The sequence below is a fragment of the Microbacterium sp. Cr-K32 genome, assembly GCF_000708345.1.
In the GTDB taxonomy this organism is placed as follows: Bacteria; Actinomycetota; Actinomycetes; order Actinomycetales; family Microbacteriaceae; genus Microbacterium; species Microbacterium maritypicum_A.
Window position 1 is genome coordinate 46,207 of sequence record NZ_JARD01000018.1, and the last position, 16,225, is coordinate 62,431.

Genomic DNA, 16,225 nt, shown 5'->3' on the forward strand with positions numbered 1-16,225 from the left:
AGCCTAGAGGCGTCAGTCCGCCGCGAGCGCCTCGACCGGGGCCACCCTGGTCGCCAGTCGGGTGGGCGTCGCCGCCGCCACCAGCGTCAGCACCGCCGTCGCGACGACGATGATGGCGACGGGGATCCACGGGATCTGCGGAGCGATGAGTCCCGCGGGAACGAAGTCCGGCAGGGTCGGCACCGATCCGAGCAGCGACTGCGCGGCGATCCAGCCGTACACCACGCCCAGCACGAGTCCCGTCAGCGTCGCGGCGACCGTGATGTGGGTCGCCTCGAGCAGCACCATCCGTCGCACCTGGCGATTGGACAGCCCGATCGAGCGCAGCAGCCCCAGTTCGCGACGACGCTGCACCACGCCGATAGTGAGCAGGTTCACGAGCCCGACCGCCGCGATCACGGCCGAGACGGCGACCAGCACCATCATCACCGCCGCGAAGGCGTCCATCGGGGCGAAGAACGCCGCAGGAACCTCTCCGGTGGTCTGACTCATCATCAGCCGCTTGGCCGACTCGAGGGCCACGGCGAACATCGTCACCAAGGTCACGCCCATGACCACGCCGATCGCCATCCTCGACGAGCGTTCCGGGTAGCGCAGCGCATTCTCGGCCGCGAGACGAGCCGTCGCGCTCGATCCGAACATCCGCCCCACCAGTCGCAGGACCGGGGGCATGAACAGCACGGATCCGAGAGCCAGGCCCGTGAACGAGAGCACACCGCCGAAGAAGGCGACGACGACCCCGAGCGGTGTGACGAGACCGACGAGCACACCACCCACGAGGAGCGCGGCACCGGCGATCAACAGCACCCAGGCGCCGATGTGCCGACCCGGCGTGCCGGAGACGTCGTCGTGCGTGCGCTCGACAGACCCGCCGAGCGCCTGCAGAGGCGTCACCGACAGCACACGGCGGGAACCAGCCCATGCCGCCGCCCAGGTCGTGAGGGCCACGCCGATCGCCGGCAGCGCCACGAATGGCTGCACGAGGGAGAAGTCGGTCGGGGCGTTGGCGATCAGCTGCCCGCCGACCTGCACCCCGACGACCGCGAGCACGAGACCCGCGAGCATGCCGATCGCCGCCCCGAGCAGCCCGACGACGAGCCCCTGCGTGCCGACCTCGGCCCGCTGCGAGCGCGCGGTCGCCCCGATCAGACGCATGAGCGCGATCTGACGGGTGCGTCCGGCGATGATCGTCGAGAAGGTGTTCGCGGTGACGATCGCGGCGACGTACATCGCCACCACGGTCAGCAGCACCGACAGCAGTGCGACCACGAACGCGAGCGTCCCGCTGTCGCCGATGAAGGGATCGGCCTGCAGCACGGCGCCGATGTAGGCCGTGATCTCGACCAGGAGCACTCCGAACGCGGCGGACAGCGCGGCGACCAGGACGCTCGCGCCCATCCCCCGGTCTCGCAGCCAGGCCAGTCGAGGACCGGTCGCGCGGGTCTCGGGGACGACCGTGGCGACGGCGGTCATGCTGCCACCTCGGCGGCGAGCATGTAGGCCGAGATCTCTTCTGCGGTCTGACGCGGGTGGTCGGCGACGATGCGTCCGTCACCGAGGTAGAGCACGCGGTCGGCGTGGCTCGCCGCGATCGCGTCGTGCGTGACCATCGCGATGGACTGGCCGTGCTCACGGCTCGCGGTGGCGAGCAGACGCAGCACCTCGCGTCCGGTCTTCGAGTCGAGGTTGCCCGTGGGCTCGTCCGCGAACACCAGATCCGGTGCCGTGGCCAGGGCTCGGGCGATCGCCACACGCTGCTGCTGCCCGCCGGACAGCTGATGCGGGCGGTGAGAGAGACGCGAGCCGAGCCCGAGCGTCTCGATCAGTCCGTCGATGCGCGCCCTCTCGATCGCGCTCGGACGACGACCGTCGAGCTCGAACGGCAGCATGATGTTGCCGAGAGCGTCGAGCGTCGGCACGAGGTTGAAGGCCTGGAAGATGAAGCCGACCCGGCGACGACGCAGAATCGTGAGATCGATGTCTCCGAGCCCCGTGATCTCGGTGTCACCGATCCACGCCCGTCCCTCGGTGGGGCTGTCGAGCCCCGCCATGATGTGCATCAGGGTGGACTTGCCGGAGCCCGATGGCCCCATGATGGCGGTGAACTGTCCCCGGCGGATGCCGACGCTGACGTCGTCCAGCGCATGGACGGTGCCCTCACCGGAGCCGTAGGTCTTCTTCAGGTGCTGGACGCGGGCGGCGAGCCCCAGGTCGGTGGTCGTGATCTCCATGCATCCGACGCTATTTCCGCGGTACCTCGCCGGTCATCGCCCCCGGGGACCCTTCCGCATACATCGCAAGGATGATCCGCGGACTCCGCCCGCGGAACGGCGTTCAGGCGAGGCCGTGCTCGAACGCGAAGACCACCAGCTGTACGCGGTCGCGCAGCGCGAGCTTGCTGAGGATGCGGCTGATGTGGGTCTTCACGGTCGCCTCGCTCAGGTACTCCCGGCCGGCGATCTCGGCGTTCGAGAGCCCCCGGGCGGCGAGCGCGAAGATCTCCCGCTCGCGGTCCGTGAGGTCGGCGTACTGCGGCGGCACGGGCTTGGGTGCTTCGGCGAAGTGCTCGAACAGGTCGCGTGTCGCGGCGGCGGCGATCACGCTCGAGCCCGAGTGCACCGTGCGGATCGCGGCGAGCAGGAACTCCGGATCGGCATCCTTGAGGAGGAAGCCGCTCGCGCCCTGCCGGATGGCCCGTGCCGCCGCTTCGTCGAGGTCGAACGTCGTGAGCATGACGACGCGCGGCGGTTCCGGGCGTGCCAGGATCTCGGCGGTCGCCGTGAGCCCGTCCATGACCGGCATCCGGATGTCCATCAGCACCACGTCGGGCCGGGTCGTGCGGACGACCTCGAGCGCCTCCTTGCCGTCGCCGGCTTCTCCGACGACTTCGAGGTCGGGCTGGGAGGCGACGAGCATGCGGATCCCGGCACGGAAGAGCGCCTGGTCGTCGACGAGCACGACTCTGATCATTCGGAGACTCCGATCGGGAGCGTGGCGTGGACGACGAACTGTGCCCCTCGGCGCTCGGCTTGCAGACTACCGCCGACGAGCTGCGCACGCTCGCGCATGCCGATGACACCGTGCCCGCCGGGAGACACCGTCGCTTCCCCCGTGACGGTGTTGCGCACATCGACGTCGACGCGGTCCGCGAGCCAGGCGAGGTGCACGTCGACCGCGCCGTCCCCATGCCGGATCGCGTTCGTGAGCGCTTCCTGCAGGATGCGGTAGACCGCGAGCTGGATGGCCGCCGGCGGCTCCCCCGGCGGCATCGGGTCGACGGTGACCCGCGGTTCGATTCCGGCCTGCCGCACCTGCGAGAACAGCGCTTCGAGGTCGGCGAGCGTGGGCTGCGGGCCGTCGCCCTGCCGGTGCCGCAGCTGTGTGAGCAGCATCCGCACGTCGCTCAAGGCGCCACGCGCCGTCTGGGCGATGGTGCCGAGCGCCTCGGTCGCGAGTTCGGGCTTCACCGCGGCCGCGTACCTGGCCCCGTCGGCCTGCGCGATCACCACCGCGAGCGAGTGGGCGACCACATCGTGCATGTCGCGCGCGATCCGCACCCGCTCCTGCTCCTCCGCGGCGAGCGACTCCGCCTGCAGCTGGGCCGACCGGGTGCGGCGAGCGCGCAGGACGACGCGCCACAGCAGCCCGCACACCCAGGCGAACCCGAGCGCCATGACGGAGACGACGAGCAGAAGCGTGCCCGCGCTGACCTTCTCCCACCCGCTGCCCGTGCCGAAGGCGACGCCGTTGACGATGACCATGAACACGGCAGCGACCAGGCCACCGAACAGCGCCGAACCGAATCCCCACCAGAGCACGCGGCGTGTGCCCCAGGCGGAGGTGGCGTACAGCACGAGCAGGATCGCGATGTCGATCGGCAACGGTCCGAACCCGGAGAGCATCTGCAGCACGGCGCCGGCCCATGCGGCAACGAGCGCCCACCCGGGGGCGAGCCGGCCGATGGCGACGCCGCCCGACATCAGGACGCTCGCGATGACAATGCCAGCGACCGCTGCTCCCCCGATCGCGGTGTTCCCCGTTCCGGGCCCGTAGAACACCAGCGACATCGGCACGAGCACGAGGAAGAGCAGCGCCGCCCCGACGATGTCGAGGGTCAGCGCCGTACGAGAGAGCGGGCGGATCACTCCCCCACGCTACGCGAGGGGCCCTCGCGCCGGCATCCGTCGCGGGATGTATCCGCGTCCGTCAGGCGCGGGCGAGGATCTCGCCGTGCGGCACCAGATACCAGCCGTCGCCGTCGTCGGCCCAGCGCCTCCACGCATCGCTGATCTCTTGCAGATCGGCGCGCGTGGCCATGTCGCTGTCGACGAGCTGCCGCGCGAGGGCGGATTCGAGGATGCGGTCGGCCCACATCCCACCCCACCAGGCACGCTCGGCGGGTGACGAGTAGCACCACGTGGAGGCCGTCGCGGTGATATCGGCGAAGCCTGCGGCCCGCGCCCAGGACAGCAGACGGCGACCGGCGTCCGGCTCGCCGCCGTTGGCTCGTGCGGCCGCACGGTACAGCGCCAGCCAGCGGTCGAGCTCGGGCAGCACGGGGAACCAGAGGAAGCCCGCGTAGTCGGCATCGCGCGCGGCGACGATCCCGCCGGGAACAGTGACGCGGCGCATCTCCCGAAATGCCTGCACCGGGTCGCCGACGTGCTGCAGCACCTGATGCGCGTGCACGACGTCGAAGGAGTCGTCGGCGAAGCCCAGTGCGTGCACGTCCTCGACAGAGAAGTCGAGGTTCGTCAGGCCCCGGTCGGCCGCGAGTCCCTGGGAGAGCGACAGCGCATCCTCGTCGATCTCGGTCGCGGTCACGTGCGCGACGATGCCGGCGAAGTCGACCGTGATGCTGCCGGGGCCCGCGCCGACATCGAGAAGGCGGGTCGTGGACGTGAGGTGGGGGCGGAGGTACGCGGCCGAGTTCGCGATGTCGCGCACGTTGTGCGAGCGGAGGACGGATTCGTGATGTCCATGCGTGTACGAGGCCATGCGGTTCAGTCTGGCAGAGCCCGCCCTCAGTGCAGCTGCGCGACCATGCGGCGGATGGCCTCGCGGTCGGGTTTGCCGGAGGACAGCACCTCGATCTCGTCCACCATGATCAGACGGCCCGGTCGGGCATGCTTGCCGAGTTCGTCCTCGACCGCGTCGCGCGCCTGCTCGAGCTGCTCCGACTCGCTGCGACGCAGCACCTCGCCCCGGGCCGCGACGATCACGGACGCCTCGCCCCAGCGCTCGTCCTCCACGCCGACCACCACCGCCTCGTGCAGACCCGCGATCCGGCGGACGACCCGCTCGACACGATCGAGCGAGATGTTGATCCCTCCGGACACGATCACGTTGTCGGCACGGCCGTGCACCCGGACAACACCGTCTTCGACGAGACCGAGATCCCCGGTCCGGTACCAGCGGATGCCGTGCTCGTCGCGCACGAACGTGCGCGCGGTCAGCGATCCGTCACCGAGGTATCCCTCGGCGAGCATGGGGCCCGCGATACGCAGCTCGCCGTCGACCGTGCGCACGCCGACCGTGTCGAGAGGAACGCCGTCGTAGACGCAGCCGCCGCTGGTCTCGGTCGAACCGTAGGTGCGCACCAGACGCACCCCCAGATCGGCGGCACGCTCGCGCAACGGTTCGGGGAGCAATTGCCCGCCCACCAGGATCGCCCGGTAGGCCGTCAATGCGGCACGGACGGCGGTGTCGTCCGCGGCATCGAGCAGAGTCGCGACCTGCGCAGGAACGAGCGACGTGAACAGGTCCGGGACCCCGGCCCCTGGCGACAGCCGCAGCATCTCGAGGGTCGCCTCGGCGAACGATGTCGGCGAGAAGCGGCCCTCGATCCGCGCGGGCTGCGTGTCCGCGATGATCGAGCGCACCAGCACCTGCAGTCCCGCCACGTAGCCGGCGGGAAGGGCGAGCAGCCAGCGACCGCTCCCGATCCGCGCGGCCGTGGCCTCGGCGCTCGCCCGCAGGGCCTCCCCGCTGAGCGCGACCCGCTTCGGCACCCCACTCGACCCCGAGGTCGCGATCACGGCGGCGAGGCCGTCCGCCACGTCCTCCGGGGCGCCGGCCACCATCCCGAGCCCCAGCGCCGGACCGCCGTCGAGCGCGCGCTGCAGGGCATCTCGCAGGCGAACCGGATCTTCGGCATCCGTGGGGATCAGGGCGGTCATGCGCGTCTCCGACTCTGGGCTGCCCTGGTCAGTAGTGCCAGGGGAAGGACGACCAGTCCGGGTCGCGCTTCTCGAGGAACGAGTCGCGGCCCTCGACGGCTTCGTCGGTGCCGTAGGCGAGGCGGGTGGCCTCCCCCGCGAAGACCTGCTGGCCGACCAATCCGTCGTCGACCGCGTTGAAGGCGAACTTCAACATGCGGATCGCCGTGGGAGATTTCGTGAGTACGGTGCGCGCCATCTTCAGCGCCTCGCGCTCGAGCTCGGCATGCGGCACCACCCGGTTCACGGCGCCCATCTCGTAGGCACGCTGCGCCGAGTACTCCTCGGCGAGGAAGAACACCTCACGGGCGAACTTCTGACCGGTCTGACGGGCCATGTACGCCGAGCCGTAGCCGGCGTCGAAGCTGCCGACATCCGCATCGGTCTGCTTGAAGCGCGCCTCTTCGGCTGAGGCGATGGTGAGGTCGCACACCACGTGCAGGGAATGTCCGCCACCGGCAGCCCATCCCGGCACCACCGCGATGACGACCTTGGGCATGAAGCGGATGAGGCGCTGCACTTCGAGGATGTGCAGGCGGCCGACCGCTGCGCGGCTCGCCCCGTCGACGATCGCCGTCTCCGCGTCGGAGTACTTGTACCCGTCACGACCGCGGATGCGCTGGTCGCCGCCCGAGCAGAACGCCCAGCCGCCGTCCTTCGGGCTCGGTCCGTTTCCCGTGAGCAGCACCGCGCCGATGCGCGCATCCTGCCGGGCGATGTCGAGTGCGCGATAGAGCTCGTCGACGGTGTGCGGACGGAAGGCGTTGCGCACCTCCGGCCGGTTGAACGCGATGCGTGCGACACCGCCGTCTCGCGAGACGTGAGCGGTGATGTCGGTGTAGTCCTCCGCCCCGGGCGCGAGCACCCATTCGGCCGGGTCGAACAGATCGGAGACGAAGGCGGTGGTCACGTATCCAGCCTATTCCTCGCGCCCTCCCCGACATATCGCACGCGCCGCTCCGGAAGGGAGCGGCGCGTGCGACGTCCGGCTCTGCCTTCAGACGCGACGCGCCCGCCAGGTCTTCATCCAGCCGTCGATGATGGCCCACACCTGGACGGCGACGATACCGACGCCGGTGACCACCGCGAGGACCCGCAGAGTGTCACCCTCCACGCCGTTGTCGACGAACACGAACTGCACGAACTCCGGGTTCAACAGCTCGCCCTGCACGAGCAGCGCGACCGCCCAGACACCGAAGGCGATCGAGAGCGCGGTGTTGACGACGGCGAGTCCGACGGTCCACCGGCGGCGGACGTAGACGGCGACGGCCAGGAGGGCGTCGGCGATCATGATTCCGAAGAGCAGGGTCATCCCCCACGGCCAGAGCTCGGGGTTCAGGACGGGGATCGGGTCAGCACCGGTCGGGAAGAACCCGCGCGTCGCGTCCCACAGCACCGCGCCGATGAGGATGCCCACGAAGACGAGCGAGGCGATCATGTCGCTGCGCGCCGCGCCGTTCTCGGTCGGCGTGGGCAGCTGGTCGACGTCCCACTTCTCCCCCGTGTCGGCGCCGGTGCGCTCCAGCACGACGAAGACCAGGGTCACCCAGAAGCACGCGTGCACGACGACCGAGAGGGTGACGGCGACGATCGCGCCGACCACCTCTCCGACGGTTGCGCCCTCGATGAGCTTCGCGATCGCGATGCCGAACGCGGCGCAGGCCGGAACGATGATCAGCAGCAGCTTCAGCAGCCGCCACCAGGTGAGGAAGTAGCGCGGCCCGATGAGGTAGAGCGGGCGATCCGCGTAGCCTGCGGCCAGGATTCCCGGGTCGCCGAGTTCGGTGAGCACTGCGCGCTCTGCCGACTCCGGTGCCTCCCCCTGCTCGACCCTGGCCTCGATCGCGTCGGCGATGGAGGCCTCGAGCTCAGCGCGGACGTCGGCTTGGGCGTCGGGGCGCAGACTGCGGATCGTCGCGCTGATGTAGCGCTCGGTGAGTGTGAACGTCGTGGTCATGTCAGTTCTCCTCTGCGGTGAGGGACGCGATCGCGGTGGTGAGTGATCGCCATTCGTCGGTGAGGGTGTCGGCGAGGCGGATGCCGGCGTCGGAGGTGCGGTAGAACTTGCGGGGCCGCGCCTCGTCGGTGTTCCACTCGCTCGTGAGGTACTCCTGCTTCTCCAGGCGGCGGAGCAGCGGATAGAGGGTGTTCGCGTCGGTAGCGAAGCCGCGCTGCTCGAGCTGCTCGAGCAGCGAATAGCCGTACCCCGGCGTGCGCAGCAGCTGCAGGCAGGCGAGCACCACGGTGCCGCGCCGCAGTTCCTGCAGGTGCGTGTCGAGCGTCTCGTTCATGACGATCACATTACTGTGCGTCGCACACCATTGTCAATCACACATTTATGCGCGATCCAAGGCGAGACGAGAGAGCATCGAGACGGGAAAGTGTCGAGGCGGGAAAGTACCGTGGAGACATGACGCTCGAGATCACGCGCATCGACCCGTTCGACGCCGCTGCGGTGGATGCCTGGTGGGACGCCTATGCGTCCGCCGAGCGCGCAGACCGCGGGGACGACATCCCCGTCTGGTCCCGGGAGGAGACCCGCAGCGAGCTGCAGCAGGAGTCACGGGTCAACGAGCGGCGCGCCTTCCTGCTGCACGACGACGGCCTCGTCGTGGGTGCCGCGAGCCTCACCCTCCCGCTGAAGGACAACACGCACGTCGCCTACCTCGACATCGATGTGCCCCTCGCGCACCGACGGCGCGGAGTCGGGTCCGCCGCCCTCGCGTTCCTCGAAAGCGAAGCCGCGGCCGCCGGACGCACCACCGCGCAGGGCGACACCTCGTGGCGGTACGAGCTCGGCTCCGACGGTTCCGGCGACCCTGGCCGGGAGTTCGCTCGTCGACACGGCTACGCGCTCGCGCTCGGCGATGTGCAGAACAGGCTCGCACTCCCCGTCGCGCCGACCGTGCTCGACGGCATCGACGCCGACATCGCCGCCGCGATCCAGGGCTACACGATCCGCAGCTGGGTCGGACCGGTACCGGATGATGTCGTCGAAGGCTGGGCGATCCTCGATGCCTCGATCGACACCGAGGCACCCAGTGGCGATCTCGACATCGAACCCGCGAAGCCCGATGTGGAGAGCATCCGCGAGCACGAGGACCTCCTCGTCCGGCAGAACCGCCTGTCGATCGGCACGATCGCCCTCGACCCGCAGGGCGAGGCGGTCGCCTACACGCAGCTGGTCGTATCGGGGGACGACGGCAACGCCTACCAGTGGGGAACACTCGTACGTCGCTCGGATCGCGGCCACCGCCTCGGCACCGCGGTGAAGATCGCCAATCTCCGCCTGCTGCAGCACGCGGCGCCGCAGGCACGGGCGGTCTACACCTACAACGCCGAGTCGAACGCCCACATGCTCGCCGTCAACACCCTGCTCGGGTTCGCCCCCACCGAGCGGATGGGCGAGTTGCAGAAACACCTGGCCTGACGTGCGGCGCTCAGAGACTCCGCGGGGACAGAATGGGCACATGATCCCGCCACTCGCAGACCTGCTCGACTCGGCCAGGGTCGTCGCCCTCCCGATGCACAGCCGCTTCCGTGGCGTGGACGTGCGGGAGGCCCTGCTCTTCGAGGGGTCGGAAGGGTGGGCGGAGTTCTCCCCGTTCGTGGAGTACGAGGATGCGGAGGCGGCGACGTGGCTCGCCGCCGCGATCGACTATGCGTGGCGTGCGCAGCCGGAGCCGCTGCGCGACCGGGTCGGCGTGAACGCCACGGTGCCGGCGATCGATGCGGCGCGCGTGCCCGAGCTGCTGGCACGGTTCCCCGGATGCCGCACGGCCAAGGTCAAGGTCGCCGAACCGGGCCAGACCCTGGCCGACGACGTGGCGCGAGTGCGCGCCGTGCGGGAGGTCATGGGGCCGGAGGGACGCGTCCGCGTCGACGCGAACGGCGCGTGGAACGTCGACGAGGCCGAGCACGCGGTGCACGCGCTCGGCGAATACGACCTGGAGTACGTGGAACAGCCGTGCGCGACGGTGCCGGAGCTGGCGGAACTGCGCCGGCGCGTGAAGTACATGGGCATCCCGGTGGCGGCCGACGAGAGCGTGCGCAAGTCGACCGACCCGCTCGCGGTCGCACGTGCCTCTGCTGCGGATCTGCTCGTGATCAAGGCCCAGCCGCTGGGCGGCATCACCCACGCCCTGCAGATCGTCACCGCCGCGGGGTTGCCCGTCGTGGTCTCCAGTGCGCTGGACACGGCGGTCGGCCTGTCACAGGGGGCCGCACTCGCTGCCGCGCTCCCGTCGCTCGACTACGACTGCGGGCTCGGCACGGCGTCGCTCTTCCTCGACGACGTGGCGGACCTGCGTCCCGTCGACGGCACGATCCCGGTCGGCCGCGTGACGCCCGATGCCGAGTCCCTCAACCGTCTCGCCGCCTCGGACGAGCGTCGCGAGTGGTGGTTCGCCCGACTCGCCCGCTGCCACTACGAGCTCTCGAACAGCGCGCACTGAGCGGGGTGGACCCCTCCACCTCCACCCCGGCGAACCTGCGGACTACTGCTCGATGAGCAGCTGCACCAGACGACCGAGCTCTTCGCCACCGGAGTGCCGCAGCTGGGCGTCATCCTGGCCCGCCATGGCGCCGCGCACGGTCATGCCCTCCCAGATGATCATGAGCATGCGGGCAGCCGTCTCGGCCGGAAGGCGAAGGCGCAGCAGGCCGGCGGTGACGATGTCGTCGACGATCTGCGCGATGCTCGAGACCATCTCGCGCTCCTGCGCGAGGTAGGCCTCGCCGAACTTCGCGTCGCGTAGTGCACGGATACGGATCTCGCTGAGCAGCATGACACCGAGACGATCGTCTCCGCCGAGCTCCATGATCTGCTGCACGAGGTCGATCGGATCGCACCCCTCGACCAGGGCGCCGGCGGCCGTCAGCTCCTCGACGCGGGTGCGCACCGCGTTCACGCGCACCTCGGAGACGCTGGCGGCGAGCATGAGGAACAGCTCGTCCTTGGACTCGAAGTTCGAGTAGAACGCACCGCGGGTGAAACCGGCACGCTCGCAGACGGCCTCCACCGACGCTCCATCGAGCCCGACTTCGGCGAAGACCTGCGCCGCCGCCTCGAGCAGGCGGGCTCGCGTGTTCTCGCGGCTGCGGGTTGCGGGTGTCGACATCGAAACCTCCTGACCCTTCACTCTCGCATGATTCACACCCCGCACACAGGCTTGGCCGGGCGGGTCACCTTACGATACATCTATGTATTGGATACACCTGTGTATCCACCCCGCACCCCTCGGAGGAACGCGTGTCCACACTCCTGTCCTCGCTCGGACGCTGGTCCTTCCGGCACCCGTGGCGGGTCCTCGTGTCCTGGCTGCTCGCGCTCGGCATCGCCGGCGCCGGAGCGCTCGTGCTGGGCGCGGGAACCGACAACACGTTCTCCATCCCCGGGACGGAGTCGCAGGCGGGGCTCGAGCAGCTCTCCCGCTCGTTCCCGCAGGTGAGTGGCACGAACGCGCAGTTCATCGTGGTCGCGGCCGACGGCGACAAGATCACGGATGACGAGTACCGAGACGACATCGAGGGCGCGGTCGACGAGCTGAGCGACCTCGATGGTGTTCTCGCGGCCACCTCGCCGTACGACGAGATGGTCAAGGGCATGATCAACGACGACGACACCGCCGCCATCGTGCGCGTGCAGTTCGACGGCGAGTCCACCGACGTCTCGGACGAGACGAAGGATGCGCTGCGTTCGGTCGTGAGCGACCTCGACGCCGAGCTCCCCGCGGGCTCGCAGACCTCCCTCGGCGGCGACCTCTTCGCGATCTCCATCCCCGGCGTCACCCTCACCGAAGCGGTCGGACTGCTCATCGCCCTGCTCGTGCTGATCGTCACGTTCCGCTCATTCGTGGTGGCGGGCCTCCCCCTGCTCACCGCGATCCTCGGCGTCGGCATCTCGATGGCCGGCATCTTCACCGCGACCGCGTTCGCGACCGTCTCCTCGACCACCCCGCTGCTGGCGCTCATGCTCGGGCTCGCGGTCGGCATCGACTACGCACTGTTCATCATGGCTCGACATCAGGATCAGGTGCGCGCGGGCGTGGACCCGGAGGAGTCCGCCTCGCGCGCCGTAGGAACCGCAGGCTCCGCTGTCGTGTTCGCGGGCGTCACGGTGCTCATCGCGCTGATCGGCCTCGGCTTCGCGGGTATCCCGTTCCTGACCACGATGGGCATCGCCGCCTCCGCCGCGGTCGCCGTCGCCGTGGCGATCGCCGTGACCCTCACCCCGGCCCTGCTCGGCTTCATGAAGGGCAGGGTCGTCGGCCGCCCGAAGAAGGTCAGGACGCCGAAGACGAAGAAGGGCGCCGCGCCCGACTCCTCGGAGGAGCCGAAGGCCGTCGTGGCCCCGGTGAAGGGCAGCGCCCGCTGGGTCGGCGGCGTCATGAAGCACCCCGTGCTGGTGTCTCTCGCCGTGGTCCTGGGACTCGGGATCGTGGCCGTTCCCGCGCTGAGCCTCGACCTCGCGCTGCCGAATGCCGGTGTGCTCCCGAAGGACTCCGAGGCCCGCCAGAACTACGACCTCGTCGGGGAGCAGTTCGGCCCCGGCTTCAACGGTCCACTGATCCTCACCGGCACGATCGTCACCTCCACCGATCCGCTCACCCTGATGGAAGACCTCGGCGATGCTGTGGCGAAGGTCCCCGGCGTCAAGGAGGTCGCCCTCGCGACGCCGAACGAGACGGCCGACACCGGTATCGTGCAGATCATCCCGGAGACCGCCCCCGACGACCCGGCGACCGCCGATCTCGTGCGCGAGCTGCGCAGCCATCACGACGAGTGGCTCGACGAGTTCGGCATCGACCTCAAGGTCACCGGGTTCACGGCCGTCGGCATCGACATCTCCGACCAGCTCGGCAACGCGCTCCTGCCGTTCGGCATCTTCGTGATCGGCCTCTCGCTGATCCTGCTGACCATCGTGTTCCGCTCGCTCTGGGTGCCGATCACCGCCGCCGTGGGCTACCTGCTGTCGATCGTCGCCGCCTTCGGCGTGGTGGGGGCGGTGTTCGAGTGGGGCTGGTTCGCCGATCTGTTGCACGTCGCCAAGGTCGGGCCGATCATCAGCTTCATGCCGATCATCCTGATGGGCGTGCTGTTCGGTCTCGCGATGGACTACCAGGTGTTCCTGGTCTCCCGCATGCGCGAGGACTTCGTGCATGACAAGGACGCGACGAGCCCGAACCGTGCCACCCGGCGGGCCGCCGCGCTCCGGGCCGTGCGCAGCGGCTTCACCGGCTCGGCGAAGGTCGTCACCGCGGCCGGGCTCATCATGTTCGCGGTCTTCGTCGCGTTCGTCCCCGAGGGCGACTCGTCGCTCAAACCGATCGCACTCGGCCTCGCCGCCGGTATCGCATTCGACGCCTTCCTGGTGCGCATGACGCTGATCCCCGCCCTCATGGCGATCCTGGGCGAGCGTGCCTGGGAGCTCCCGCGCTGGCTGGAGAAGATCCTCCCCCGCGTCGACGTGGAAGGCGAGGCGGTCGAACGCGAACGCCACCTGGCCGCCTGGCCCGGCGACGGATCGGTCGTCGCGGCCGACGACCTCGAGATCAGCGCAGATGCGCCGCTCGTCGAGGGCCTGTCGATGCGCATCGCTGAGGGCGGTGCGGTCATCGCGACGGGCGGCGATCTGCGGACTCGTCGGGCCCTGGCCCTCACCGTCGCCGGACGCCTCGTACCGACGGACGGGAAGCTCCGCGTCGCGGGACACCTGCTCCCCGGCCGTGCGGCCTGGGTGCGCGCGCACGTCGGCTGCGTGCTGGTCGACGACGCGGATGCCGCACTCGGCGACCTCTCCGAAGCGCTCCGTGGGAAGTCGCAGATCGTCGTGATCGACGGACTCGACCGCCTGACAGGTGGCCAGCGCGACCAGGCGACGGCCATGCTGCGCGATGCCGCGGCCTCCCGCACGCTCGCGGTGTTCGCCACCGCCTCCGATGCCGACTCGGCACGGGCCGTCCTCGCCGAGGCCGGATGGCCCGACCCCCAGACTCTCGCCACGCGTGCTCCTCGCCGGAGTACCGCAGACTCCACCGAGGTGACCGCATGACCCTCCCCATCGAGCGCGCGCGCTCCCGCAAGCCCATCACCTGGCTGACCATCCTCGGCGTGCTGCTGCTGCCGGCTGCGGTGGGCGGCATCCTCGTCGCGGCGCTGCAGAACCCGACCGAACGCCTGGACTCGATGACCGCGGCCATCGTCAACCTCGACGAGCCGGTGACCATCGACGGTCAGATGACTCCCCTCGGACGCCAGCTGGCTTCGGGTCTCGTGGAGGGGTCGGACGACCTCGATTCGAACCTCACGTGGGTGATCTCGAACAAGGACGACGCTGCCGACGGTCTCGCCGACGGCTCCTACCAGGCCGTCATCACCATCCCCGAGGACTTCTCGTCCGCCGCCACCTCGGCCGGTACCGCGATCTCCGACGGCGGAGGAAAGGCCGAGCAGGCCACCATCACCGTCACGACCCCGGAGGACGGACTCGTCGCCGACGACCTCATCACCGGGCAGATCGCGGACGTCGCCGCCTCGACCATGGGCACGATGCTCTCCGAGGCGACGACCGAGAACATCCTCGTCGGATTCACCACGATCGGCGACCAGATCGGCGAGGCGGCAGACGGCGCCGTGAAGCTCGCGAACGGCGCGCGCGATGCCGCCACCGGAGCGGCAGCGATCCCCGAAGGCGCCACGAAGCTGGCCTCCGGTGCGGGTGAGCTCGGGACGGGGGCATCGTCGCTCGCCTCCGGGCTCGACACGATCGCGGGCAAGACGCGCGAGGCTGCGGCCGGCGCGGGTGCGATCGGATCGGGGCTGACGGCCGGTGCGGTGGAGTTGCAGAAGCAAGCGCCTGGTGCGCTCGCACTCGCGGATGGCACCACGCAGCTCGCGGCAGGGATCAAAGCGCTTGCGGACAACTGCGATCCTCTGGTCATGACCGCGGCATACTGCGACCAGTTGACTGCCTTGGCAACGGGGGCAGCGAAGACCGATGCCGGTGTTCGGCAGCTCTCAGCGCTCCCCGGAGCCATCGCCCCCCAGATGGCCCAGGCCGGCGCCGGCGCCACACAGCTGTCGTCCGGCCTCACCCAGCTCGCCGACCAGGGCATCGGAGCGTCGGCCACCGGCGCCCGCGGCCTCGCCTCCGGCGCGACCCAGCTCTCCGGCGGAGCGACCGCCCTCGCCGACGGAGCCACCGAACTGACCACCGGGCTCGACACCCTGGCGACCGGCACAGGTGACCTCGCAGGCGGGCTGCGCACGGCATCCGATTCCCTGCCCTCGTTCAGCGACTCCGAGTCGAAGTCGCTCGCCTCGGTGATCGCCGACCCGGTGTCATCGAACTCGTCGATGAACACCATCTTCGGCCCGACGGCGATCCCGCTGCTCGCGGCGGTCGTGCTCTGGTTCGGCGGTCTGGCGTCGTTCGTGGTGATGCGCGCGCACACCGCTCGCACCCTCACCTCGCGCCGGTCATCCGCGTCTCTCGCGCTGCGGGCCTTCGCCCCGGCCGCGCTGATCGGCGCGGCTCAGGGCCTGCTGGTGTCACTGATCGTGCAGATCGTGGCGAGCTATGACGCCGGCACCTGGTGGGCGTTCGCGGGCACGGCCGTGCTCGCCGGTGTGGTGTTCGCCGCCGTGAACCAGGTCCTCGTCGCCCTGTTCGGCGGCGTCGGGCGCTGGATCTCCGCCCTCGTCGGAGTGCTCGCGGTCGCGACCGGCCTGATCTCGACCGTGCCGGACTGGCTGGCTGGCATCGGGGCCGCTCTCCCGACGGCTCCGGCCTTCGCGGGTCTGATCACGCCGAGCGGTTCCGCGGTCGCGGCACTCATGGTCTGGGGCGTGCTGTCGCTCGTGGCCACGACGCTCGCGGTGACGCTGCGACGCACGACCTCGGCCAAGGCGGTCCTCGCCACGGCCTGACGTCGTCCGCACCTCCCTGCCAAAACGGAGACCACCCGTGCCCGGCCCGGCGCGTCGACATATGACGCGCCGGGCCG

Annotated in this window: 14 protein-coding genes; 4 read left to right on the top strand and 10 right to left on the bottom strand. The window is 70.1% G+C overall.

The window, feature by feature from the left end:
- Positions 1-12 precede the first annotated feature (12 nt).
- The 9 genes from GZ64_RS0108515 to GZ64_RS0108555 form a co-directional block, all read right to left on the bottom strand.
- A complete protein-coding gene (locus GZ64_RS0108515; RefSeq protein WP_029265936.1) occupies positions 13-1,473 on the bottom strand; it encodes an ABC transporter permease in 1,461 nt (486 codons plus the stop codon).
- Entirely contained in the window at positions 1,470-2,231 is a 762-nt protein-coding gene (locus GZ64_RS0108520; RefSeq protein ID WP_021198994.1) for an ABC transporter ATP-binding protein, read from the bottom strand. The genes GZ64_RS0108515 and GZ64_RS0108520 overlap by 4 nt, the downstream gene beginning before the upstream one ends.
- Before the next feature lie 103 nt (positions 2,232-2,334).
- Entirely contained in the window at positions 2,335-2,970 is a 636-nt protein-coding gene (locus tag GZ64_RS0108525) for a response regulator (protein ID WP_021198993.1), read from the bottom strand.
- Entirely contained in the window at positions 2,967-4,145 is a 1,179-nt protein-coding gene (locus GZ64_RS0108530) for a sensor histidine kinase (RefSeq protein WP_021198992.1), read from the bottom strand. Before GZ64_RS0108530 ends, GZ64_RS0108525 begins: the two co-directional genes overlap by 4 nt.
- A 61-nt stretch (positions 4,146-4,206) precedes the next feature.
- Complete coding sequence (locus GZ64_RS0108535) at positions 4,207-4,998, bottom strand: class I SAM-dependent methyltransferase (RefSeq protein ID WP_029259792.1); 792 nt, start codon at positions 4,996-4,998, stop codon at positions 4,207-4,209.
- A 26-nt stretch (positions 4,999-5,024) separates the two neighbouring features.
- On the bottom strand, positions 5,025-6,179 hold the full coding sequence (locus tag GZ64_RS0108540; protein WP_029259791.1) for an AMP-binding protein: 1,155 nt from the start codon (positions 6,177-6,179) through the stop codon (positions 5,025-5,027).
- Positions 6,180-6,207: 28 nt separating this feature from the next.
- A complete protein-coding gene (locus GZ64_RS0108545; RefSeq protein WP_021198989.1) occupies positions 6,208-7,128 on the bottom strand; it encodes a 1,4-dihydroxy-2-naphthoyl-CoA synthase in 921 nt (306 codons plus the stop codon).
- An 87-nt stretch (positions 7,129-7,215) separates the two neighbouring features.
- Entirely contained in the window at positions 7,216-8,175 is a 960-nt protein-coding gene (locus tag GZ64_RS0108550; RefSeq protein WP_029265939.1) for a permease prefix domain 1-containing protein, read from the bottom strand.
- A 1-nt stretch (position 8,176) separates the two neighbouring features.
- Complete coding sequence (locus GZ64_RS0108555; RefSeq protein WP_029259789.1) at positions 8,177-8,509, bottom strand: PadR family transcriptional regulator; 333 nt, start codon at positions 8,507-8,509, stop codon at positions 8,177-8,179.
- Positions 8,510-8,628: 119 nt separating this feature from the next.
- Here GZ64_RS0108555 and GZ64_RS0108560 point away from each other — a divergent pair, with 119 nt between their 5' ends.
- Both GZ64_RS0108560 and GZ64_RS0108565 read left to right on the top strand, forming a co-directional pair.
- The gene (locus tag GZ64_RS0108560) at positions 8,629-9,648 is read left to right on the top strand and encodes a GNAT family N-acetyltransferase (RefSeq protein WP_029265941.1); all 1,020 of its coding nucleotides are present in this window, start codon (positions 8,629-8,631) and stop codon (positions 9,646-9,648) included.
- Positions 9,649-9,688: 40 nt separating this feature from the next.
- Positions 9,689-10,672 carry an o-succinylbenzoate synthase gene (locus GZ64_RS0108565; RefSeq protein ID WP_029265944.1) on the top strand — a complete coding sequence of 328 codons (984 nt, stop codon included), beginning with the start codon at positions 9,689-9,691 and terminating at the stop codon, positions 10,670-10,672.
- Between the two features lie 42 nt (positions 10,673-10,714).
- Here GZ64_RS0108565 and GZ64_RS0108570 read toward each other — a convergent pair whose 3' ends face one another.
- Positions 10,715-11,338, bottom strand: a complete 624-nt coding sequence (locus tag GZ64_RS0108570; protein WP_029259786.1) for a TetR/AcrR family transcriptional regulator — start codon at positions 11,336-11,338, stop codon at positions 10,715-10,717.
- 131 nt (positions 11,339-11,469) lie between these two features.
- Here GZ64_RS0108570 and GZ64_RS0108575 point away from each other — a divergent pair, with 131 nt between their 5' ends.
- Together GZ64_RS0108575 and GZ64_RS0108580 are read left to right on the top strand one after the other, a co-directional pair.
- On the top strand, positions 11,470-14,271 hold the full coding sequence (locus GZ64_RS0108575) for an MMPL family transporter (protein ID WP_029265946.1): 2,802 nt from the start codon (positions 11,470-11,472) through the stop codon (positions 14,269-14,271).
- Positions 14,268-16,148 (top strand): YhgE/Pip domain-containing protein, encoded by a 1,881-nt coding sequence (locus tag GZ64_RS0108580; protein WP_029265949.1) that lies wholly within the window; start codon positions 14,268-14,270, stop codon positions 16,146-16,148. Before GZ64_RS0108575 ends, GZ64_RS0108580 begins: the two co-directional genes overlap by 4 nt.
- Positions 16,149-16,225: the final 77 nt, after the last annotated feature.